Origin of the sequence: Aquimarina discodermiae (genome assembly GCF_040786235.1) — a bacterium.
GTDB lineage: Bacteria > Bacteroidota > Bacteroidia > Flavobacteriales > Flavobacteriaceae > Aquimarina.
This window is the reverse complement of the sequence record NZ_JBFMKP010000047.1, coordinates 19,865-30,270: the sequence shown is the minus strand read 5'-3', so window position 1 is coordinate 30,270 and position 10,406 is coordinate 19,865. Positions and strand designations below refer to the sequence as shown.

Below are 10,406 nucleotides of genomic sequence, written 5' to 3'. Positions count from 1 at the left end.
AACCCAAAACATTACCCAAAGATATTGTTACCCCAGATCAGTTGGCCTATGTTATTTATACTTCTGGATCTACAGGAGTACCCAAAGGAGTTATGATAGAACATAGTGCATTATTTAATTTTGCGTTGAGTATGAATAACTCTCTTAGCCTAAGCACGTCTGATCATTTATTATCACTTACTACAATTTCTTTTGATATATCTATATTAGAATTGCTATGGACACTATGCAATGGTATAAAAACTTCTATAAAACCTAGTCATACTTCGTTTGATGGATTTGATAGTTTTATCAAAGGTCCTGCGAAAATGGATTTTAGTCTGTTTTATTTTTCAAATCAAGATACAGTTGGTGAAGATAAATATAAGTATCTTTTAGATTCTGTTAAGTTTGCTGATAAAAATGATTTTACTGCCATATGGTTACCTGAAAGGCATTTTCATGAATTCGGCGGAATATTTCCTAACCCCTCAGTATTAGCAGCTTCATTAACAACAATAACAGAAAAAATAGGGATTAGGTCAGGTAGTGTTGTTTTACCGTTACATGATACAATAAGAGTTGCAGAAGAATGGTCAGTTGTAGACAATCTTTCAAAGGGTAGAGTTTCCTTATCAATTGCATCTGGATGGCATGCTGATGATTTTGTTTTTAGCCCTGAGAATTTTGAGGGTAGGCATTCCATTATGTTTGAAAAATTAGAAGAACTCAAAGCTTTATGGAGAGGAGAAAAAATCAAAAGAGTTAATGGTTTAGGAAATGAAGTTGATTTAAACATTTTTCCTAAACCAATTCAAAAAGAAATCCCTATTTGGATAACTTCAGGAGGTAACGAAGAAACTTTTAGAAGTGCAGGTAAATTAGGAGCCAATATTTTAACTCATATGTTGGGACAGGATATTGACACACTTCAAAAAAACATTAAAGTATATAAAGATACTTTAAGGTCAAATGGGTATTCTGTTGATGATGCCAAAGTAACGATAATGCTTCATACTTATATAGGCTCAAATCTGGAGGAAGTAAAAAAGACTGTTGAGATACCTTTTAAAAACTATATAGAGTCCAATATAAATCTATTTAACAAAGTTCTAGGAATAGATATTGAAGAGATTAGAAAACAAGGAATAAATAAAAAAGATTTATTAGATGTAATCTTTGAGCGTTATTGGAATACATCAGCACTCCTAGGTACAAAAGAAAGCTGTAGTAGTCTGGTAAAAAAACTCTACAATACTGGTATTACTGAGATAGGATGTTTAATTGATTTTGGAATCAGTGGAGATAAATTTATAAACGGATTGAGTTATTTGAATGATCTCCGTAAAGAATTTAGCTCCCCTAAAATAGGAGTTAAAGATCAAGAAATAACATCAATTCAAATAACCCCATCTTATCTCAATACTTTGGTTGACGATGAGAGCTCGCAAGAGTTTATAAATTCGTTAAAACATATCATTGTTGGAGGCGAATCATTCTCACATGACTTAAAACAGAAGTTATCTGAAAAAACTAAAGCAACAGTTTATAATATGTACGGACCTACCGAAGCCACTATTTGGTCGGTTATGGAAAAAGTAGATTTTAAGGAATATAATACTATAGGAAAACCCATAGATAATACAAAAATTTATGTCTTAGATGAAGATTTGAAAGTATTACCTACAGGGGTTATAGGGGAGCTATATATCGGTGGAGCCCAAGTAGCTCGAGGATATTTAAATCGAAAAGAACTAACCAAAGAGAAGTTTCTGGATAGTCCTTTTATAAAGGGAGATCGTTTATATAAGACAGGGGATTTTGTGCGTTGGTTGGCAGATGGTACCATAGAATTTATAGGCAGAAAGGATGCCCAAGTAAAAGTTCGTGGCTACCGTATAGAATTAGGAGAGATCGAGGTAGGTTTGGATGCAATAGAAGAGGTAAAGCAAAGTGCCGTTTTAGTCAGGGAGGATGAAAGTGGAGCAAAACAATTGGTTGCTTATGTTATAAAGAATACTGATATATCAATAGAGGAAATTCTGTCAAGATTACAGGAGAAGTTTCCGGATTATATGATTCCAAGAATTTATGTGTTTTTAGAAGAGTTTCCGTTAACACCCAATGGCAAGCTAGATAGGAAGTCTCTACCTGCTCCGGATGATTCTTCTTATAACCGAAAAAAATATGTTGCACCATCTACAGAAACAGAACGAGAGTTAGTTAAGATCTGGGAAAATTTATTAGGAGTAGAAGATATTGGAGTTAATGATAATTTCTTTGAATTAGGAGGGCATTCGTTACTCGCAATGCGCTTAACAACTCTGGTATCAGAAAAATTTGAAGTTGAAATTAATGTCAAAGAGGTTTTTGAGTTTCCTGTATTAAAAAGATATGTTCAATACTTAGAATTAATGATTAAAAAGCTAAAGAATAATAATACAGTTTATAAAACTTATGATCTTTAAAGAAGAAAGAAATGATAGAACATAAAGAAAGGATTTTAGATATTTTACAAGAGGCAGAAAAAAATGACCTTAAACTATTTGTAAAAGATGGAGAATTAAAATTTAAATATGAAGAAAATAAGGAGATAAAAAGAGAAATTATTCAGCTTTTAAAAGAGAATAAATCTGATATTACTTCTTTTTTACTTAATCATAACCTTAATTTAAATGATAAATCTAATATAGAAGTTCCATCAATAGTAAAGGTTAAACGAAGAGGAGTTGTTCCTATGTCGTTTTCGCAGGAACGTCTATGGTTTATAGATAAACTACACGGCAGTGTTCAGTATCATGAACCCAGAGTGCTTCGTATCAAGGGTAGGCTGAGTGTAGATACTTTAAAATCTTCTATAGAATCGGTTTTATTACGTCACGAGTCTTTACGAACGGTTTTTAAGGAAAAAGATGGAATAGGTTATCAATTTATCCAAAAAAATAATAGTTTTTCGATAACAGAAATAGATTTACCCTTGTTAAAAGGAAATAAGACTATAGAAGATGTAATCAAAGAAGAGGTTTCTTATCCATTTGATCTATCTAGTGATTATATGTTACGGTGCAGTGTTGTCAAACTCTCAGAAGAGGAATATATTTTAGTTTTGGTATTACATCATATTGCCTCAGACGGTTGGTCGTTACCTATTTTGGTGCGAGAGTTAACAGGGTATTATAATTCGTTATTATTGGGAGAAGAAATGATTTTCCCAGAGTTACCTGTTCAATATTCAGATTATAGCATTTGGCAGCGGGAGTATTTGTCTGGAGACATTTTAGAAAAAAAACTACAGTATTGGGAGGCTCAATTATTAGGATCAGAACCTTTGGCTTTACCTACGGACTATGATCGCCCATTAATTCAAAGTACAGAGGGTTCGAGTTATGTTTTTACAATTTCAGAAGAAGCTACTAGAGGATTAAAGGAGTTATCTAGGACTAGTGGAAATACTTTGTTTATGGTTTTGTTATCAGTTTATAAAGTGCTATTGTATCGATATACAGGTCAAGGAGATATTTGCGTAGGCACCCCTATAGCTAATAGAGGACAATCCGAGGTTGCTTCTTTGATAGGTTTTTTTGTTAATACGATTGTATTGCGAAGTCGTTTAGAAGGAGGGCAATCATTTAAATCATTGTTGGAAGATATTAGAACTATGACCCTATCAGCATATGATCATCAAGATGTTCCTTTTGAGAAGGTTGTAGATCGCCTAGTAAAAACACGTGACCAGAGTAATACCCCCTTGTTTCAGACAATGTTTATATTCCAGAATAACGAATCTATTGCTGATTTTAGTTTAGGAGATGCTAGTGTTGAGATGATGGATATCGTTCAGGATACTTCTAAGTTTGATCTTAGCTTATCTGTTGTTAATAATTCTAATAGTTTAGTTATTAGTATGGATTATAGTACTTCGTTGTTTAAGGAGGATACTATTATCCGTTTTTCAGAACATTTTAAGGCATTGATAAGTTCTGTGATAGCAGATCCGATGAAATCGATAGGAAAGTTAGATATGCTTAATGAGTTAGAAGTAAGTGAGTTATTGGTGGATTTTAATGACACCAGTGTAGCTTATCCAAGAGATAAAACAATTTTGGATTTATTTAGGGATCAGGTAGCGTCCAATCCAAATAGAGTTGCCTTAGTTTTTGAAGATAAGGAGATGAGTTATGGAGAGTTGGATGAGCGCTCCAATCAGTTAGCACATTATTTACTAGATCAGGGCATCGATAAAGAAGCTTTGATTCCGATTTGCCTAGATCGGGGATTTGATATGGTCGTAAGTATTTTAGGAATTATGAAGAGTGGAGGGGCTTATGTTCCTCTAGACCCTAATTACCCTGAGGATCGTGTAGATTTTATTTTAGAGGATACAGGAGCAGGCCTGGTTCTTATAGACGCTGGTAAGGAGTTTTTATTTAAGAAAGATAATCTATTGGTTGTTTCTTTAGATGGTCTGGGAGAAGGTTTATGCAATCAACCCAAAACATTACCAAAAGATATTGTTACCCCAGATCAATTAGCATATGTTATTTACACTTCGGGATCTACAGGAAACCCTAAAGGGGTTATGGTAGAATATAAGGCATTGTTTAATTATATTTTATGGTCACATTCAAATTATGTTAAAAAAGAACTTCCGGTATTTCCACTGTATACATCTTTAGCTTTTGATTTAACAATAACATCGATATTCACTCCATTAATTTGCGGTGGCTTAATAAAAATTTATAGTAATAAAGATTTTCATTCTGAATTAGTAGATATAATAAAAGATGATACTAATGATTTTATAAAATTAACACCTTCTCATCTTAAACTTTTCTTATTTAGTAACACTTCTAAGAAAGTAGAATTCGTAAAGAAAGATTTTATAGTAGGAGGAGAACAATTAGAGAGCCAACTTGCAAATTCGTTACATGAACTTTTAGAAGAAGATTCTGTAATATGGAATGAATACGGGCCAACTGAAGCTACAGTAGGTTGTGTGAAATATAAATATGTAGCTTCGGGTAGGTCAACAGTTCCAATAGGTAAACCAGTCACGAATACCCAGATTTATATCTTAAACTCAGAATTAGGTTTGCAGCCTATAGGAGTTATCGGAGAGTTGTGTATTGGCGGGGTTCAGGTTGCCCGTGGTTATTTAAACCGTGAAGAGTTAACCAGAGATAAGTTTATAGAAAACCCTTTTAAAGAAGGCGATCGACTTTATAAGACAGGCGATTTTGCACGCTGGTTACCAGATGGCAATATAGAATTTATAGGCAGGAAAGACCATCAGGTTAAGATACGAGGTTATCGAATAGAGTTAGGAGAGATAGAGAATGCATTGGTAGAGTTACAAGAAGTCACCCAGGCAGTTGTTTTGGCTCTGGAAGACGATCAAGGTTCGAAGCGTTTGGTAAGTTATATTGTATGTGCAGAGTATTTTGATCAGGATTTGATCAAAGAAAGTTTAGGTAAGAAGTTACCGAGCTATATGGTTCCTGATTTGTATGTGTTTTTGGATAATTTACCATTGACCAGCAATGGTAAGATCGACAGAAAAGCATTACCCGATCCCGATGTAACGGGATTGATAACAGAGTATGTCGCTCCATTGACAGATAGAGAACGTATCTTAGTTGAGATATGGGAAGATTTATTAGGAGTAGAAGGTATTGGTGTAAGTAATAATTTCTTTGAGTTGGGAGGCGATTCGATCAAAGCAATTCAAATGGTTAGTCGCAGTAAGAATAAAGATCTTCATTTTAGTGTAAAAGATTTGTTTTCTTATCAGACTATCCGGGATTTATCGTCCAATATAAAAGATCCTGTTTTTATTGATAGTGAAGTTGGATTATTAGAAGGGGGGTTAGAATTATTGCCTATCCAACAAGAGTTTTTTGCCAAAGATTACCAAAAAGCAAACCACTATAACCAATCTGTATTATTAGATATCGATAAAGGTATCGATGCGGGTGATTTATCCATGGCTTTAGAGATGTTGGTGACCCATCATGATTCTCTTCGGTTACAGTTCGGTTCTCGAGAAGAAAGTGTATTACAGGAATATGGATCAACATCTGGTAGTTTAATCATTATACAGTTATCTAGGCTTTCAGATATTAATGATTTATGCGATTATTATCAGGGGGATTTAGATATTGAATCAGGTGATATTTGTCGTTTTGTTTTATTAGAGACTACCAATGAAGAGCGTTTTAATCGTTTATTGCTTGTGGTACACCATTTAGGGATTGATGGTGTTTCATGGCGTATTTTATTAGAAGACTTACAATTGTTATTAGAAGGTTTTTCCAGCGGTATAGTTCCAGAATTACCAGTAAAGCAAAGTTCTTATCGACAATGGGTGTCGGCATTAAAGGGTTATGCCAATGATGAAGATTTATTAGAAGAGTTTCCTTATTGGTCATCTATTTTATCTTCTGTATCAGAGTTTGCTCATGATACGGCTTATAGTGGCAATAGTAGTTATGGTGATGTTTCGAGTTATCGCACTGTTTTGGATAAGGATAGGACATCTGTTCTATTGCATGGAGCTCATAAGGCTTATGGTACAGAGATTAATGATTTGTTATTAAGTGCTTTGGCGTTGAGCTTAACGAATTGGTTAGATTCAGATCAGGTTGTTATTGGTTTGGAAGGCCATGGCCGTGAAGATCTTTTCCCTTCTATAGATGTGAGTAGGACAGTTGGTTGGTTTACGAGTTTATTTCCGGTTCTTTTAGAAGCTTCAACAGGGAGTGATATAGGGAGTGTTATAGCCAATACCAAAGATATGTTACGAGGTATTCCTGATAAAGGAATTGGTTATGGTGTTTTGCGATATTTATCAGAATCCGAAGAAGTTAGGTCTGTTTTAAGTCAGGATTTTGATTCGATACTCTTTAATTATCTAGGGGGATTTGATAATAGCGTAAAAGCAGAAGGGGGCTTAGGGTTTTCCTCAGAATCAAGAGGAAGAGATATTGCAGGTTCCAACGCTATTTTAAGTGTATTGACCATTAATAGTTTTATAGTTGATGGCGAGCTTTGTATGGATTGGGACTATGACAGTAATCGTTATATGGAGATTACTATAGTTGACCTTGCAGAGCAATATATGACCTTTTTAGATGCTATTCTATCGCATTGTGAGAGCTTAGATAGTCGAGTTTTTACTTCTAGTGATTATGGATTGCCACAGTCAGTGGTTTATGAATCCTTATGTAGTTTTACATCTTCCCCTGTTCATAAAGGTGTTATAGAGGATATTTATCCATTAAGTCCGTTGCAAGAAGGGATCTTGTTTCATAGTTTGTATGATACCGATAGTCCTTCTTATTTGGTTCAGTTCAGTTGTGATTTAGTAGGAGGATTAGATGTTTCTATTTTTCTAGAGAGTTGGAATCATTTATGTAACCAACATACTGTTTTACGTACAGGCTTTCATTCGAACTACTTTGATATAGCTGTTCAGTGTGTTTACGAATCTGTAGAGATCCCTATTGAGGAGTTGGATTATCGGTCTATGTCAGATTCTGAGCAATCTGAAGCTTTATCTTTATTATTAGCATCAGACCGTAATAAAGGTTTTGTTTTAGAAGACGCTCCTTTATGGCGTATTACTTTGATCCATTTACGAGATGATTGCACAAAGTTAGTATTTACGAATCATCATATTTTATGGGATGGTTGGTCGTTTTCTCAAATGATGAGTTCATTTATGAGTGCTTATAAAAGATTAAGTGAAGGTATCGAATTACCAGTAATACATCTAGATGCATATAAAGATCAGATTCGTCATTTAGGATCTCAGAGTTTATTAAAAGGTAAGAGGTATTGGCGAGATTATTTATCAGAAGTGGAAGAGCCGAGTTATTTGCCATTTTCAAATACAAATATTAGTCAGGGAATGGAGATGACCAATAGAGATAAGGTATTCGTTTTAGATAAAAAGATTACTGATAAATTATTGGTTTATACACAATCAGAACGTATAACTATTAATACGTTGTTACAAGGTTGTTGGTCATATTTATTATCGGTGTATACGGGTCGTAAGGATGTTGTTTTTGGAGCTACAGTATCAGGTAGGGATTCATCGATTTTAGGTATAGAGCATAAGGTAGGTTTGTATATCAACACGCTTCCTGTATGTACTCAAATAGACTCAAATATAAAGGTAAGTATTTGGTTACAAGATTTACAGCATGGCCATACGATAGGAAGGGAAGAGTTTAGTTATGTTCCTTTAGCTATGATTCAGTCAGATCAAGGTATCATAGGTTCATTGTTTGATAGTTTATTGATTTTTGAGAACTATCCTGTAGATGAAGCAGTATTAAGTTCAGAAGGGTTCTTAGGGTTAGAGAATATTGTAAGCGACGAACAGATTAATTATACATTAGGTATTACTTTTTATAAGACTTCAGATGGTTTGTCAGTTAAGTTGCAATATAACGATTCGGTTTTAAGCAGTGCTGTAGTTGATATGATCCAAGGTCATTTGTTAGTTGTTTTGGAGAGTATTGTGAACGGTGTTGAGTATATAAAAGATTTAGAGTACTTAACAGATATAGAGAAGCAGCAACTACTACTAGATTTTAATGACACCAGTGTAGCTTACCCAAGTGATAAAACAGTTTTGGATTTATTCAGGGATCAGGTAGCGTCCAATCCAAATGGAGTTGCTCTGGTTTTTGAAGAAAGTGAGATGAGTTATGTTGAGTTGGACGAGCGTTCCAATCAGTTAGCCCATTATTTACAAGATCAGGGTATCGATAAAGAAACTTTGGTTCCGATTTGTTTAGATCGGGGATTTGATATGATGATAAGCATTTTAGGGGTTATGAAGAGTGGGGGGGCTTATGTTCCTATAGATCCTAATTATCCCGAGGACCGTATAGATTTTATGTTAGGGGATACGGGAGCAGGTTTAGTTCTTACTGATGCTGGCAAGGAGTATTTATTTAAGGCAGATAGTTTGTTGGTTGTTTCTTTAAGTAATCTGGAAGAAGATTTATGGAACCAACCCAAAACATTACCCAAAGATATTGTTACCCCAGATCAGTTGGCCTATGTTATTTATACTTCTGGATCTACAGGAGTACCCAAAGGAGTTATGATAGAACATAGTGCATTATTTAATTTTATAAAAAGTATGGAAGAAAGCTTAATGATAGATAGTTCTATACAATTACTTAGTGTGACTAATTTTACTTTTGATATTTCCGTATTAGAAATGTTTTTACCATTATCTGTAGGAGGAGAGGTTATATTGTGTAGTCAGGAGACGAGTATTGATCCTATTTTGCTTTCAGCTTATATAGATAAGAAAAAGCCAAGTCATATTCAGGCAACTCCTTCTAGATGGCAGATTTTACTAGATGGGGGTTGGAAAAATAAGGATAAGGTTGTTTTGTTATCAGGGGGAGAGGCATTTCCAGAGAGGTTAAAATCAGGAATGTTAAATGCAGGAAATGAATTTATATGGAATTTGTATGGTCCTACAGAAACAACAATTTGGTCTACTATTAAAAAATTACCGCTTAATGAAAGAGTAAAAATAGGTACTCCTATTGCAAATACGCAGATTTATATATTAAATGGAGACTTAGAGTTACTACCTATTGGTGTTGTAGGAGAGCTATATATAGGAGGATCAGGATTAGGACGAGGTTATTTAAACCGTACAGAATTAACACAAGAAAAATTTATAGACAATCCATTTCTAGAAGATGGTCGAATGTATCAGACAGGTGATCTGGCGAGATGGTTACCAGATGGCAATATAGAGTTTATAGGCAGAAAAGATAATCAATTAAAGGTTCGAGGTTATCGTATTGAGTTAGGCGAGATTGAGAATGCACTAGTACAATTACAAGAAGTTACCCAGGCAGTTGTTTTAGCTAGAGAAGATGATCAAGACTCAAAACGTTTGGTTGGTTACATAGTTTGTTCAGGAGATTTTGATCCAGAGAGTATCCAAGAAAACCTGAGTAAGAAATTGCCAAACTATATGGTTCCCGGTTTATATATGGAGATGGATAATTTTCCTTTAACTAATAGTGGTAAGATAGACAGAAAAGCATTACCTGATCCAGATATAACCGCACTATTAAAGGAATATGTAGCTCCTTCTACGGATACAGAACGAATATTAGTTGAGATATGGGAAGAGTTATTAGGAGTAGAAGGTATTGGAGTAAAGGATGATTTCTTTGAATTAGGGGGATATTCTTTATTAGCAATGAAGTTAAAAACAAAAGTATCTATAAGCTTTGAAGTTGATGTTGATATTCGGAAGATTTTTGAAATTAAAGTACTTAAAAATTACGCCCAATTTCTAGAATTATTAATTAGAAGACAAGAAGCAGAAAGAAACTTAAACAACGAATATGAGGTACATACCTTATAAAAATTAAAATTAA

Annotated in this window: 2 protein-coding genes and 1 pseudogene; all 3 read left to right on the top strand. The window is 34.2% G+C overall.

The window, feature by feature from the left end:
• Nucleotides 1–215 (top strand): annotated as a pseudogene (locus ABW636_RS22605) (AMP-binding protein); the annotation flags it as partial.
• 93 nt (nucleotides 216–308) lie between these two features.
• A complete protein-coding gene (locus tag ABW636_RS21420; RefSeq protein ID WP_445012698.1) occupies nucleotides 309–2,447 on the top strand; it encodes a MupA/Atu3671 family FMN-dependent luciferase-like monooxygenase in 2,139 nt (712 codons plus the stop codon).
• An 11-nt stretch (nucleotides 2,448–2,458) separates the two neighbouring features.
• Nucleotides 2,459–10,393: a non-ribosomal peptide synthetase gene (locus ABW636_RS21415; RefSeq protein WP_367592143.1), complete on the top strand. Its 7,935-nt coding sequence runs from the start codon at nucleotides 2,459–2,461 to the stop codon at nucleotides 10,391–10,393.
• Nucleotides 10,394–10,406 lie beyond the last annotated feature (13 nt).

What these genes read in the sequence shown, in the direction of transcription:
- ABW636_RS21420 (WP_445012698.1), top strand. Translation starts at nt 309, where the DNA reads ATGGATTTTAGTCTGTTTTATTTTTCAAATCAAGATACAGTTGGTGAA.
- ABW636_RS21415 (WP_367592143.1), top strand. Translation starts at nt 2,459, where the DNA reads ATGATAGAACATAAAGAAAGGATTTTAGATATTTTACAAGAGGCAGAA.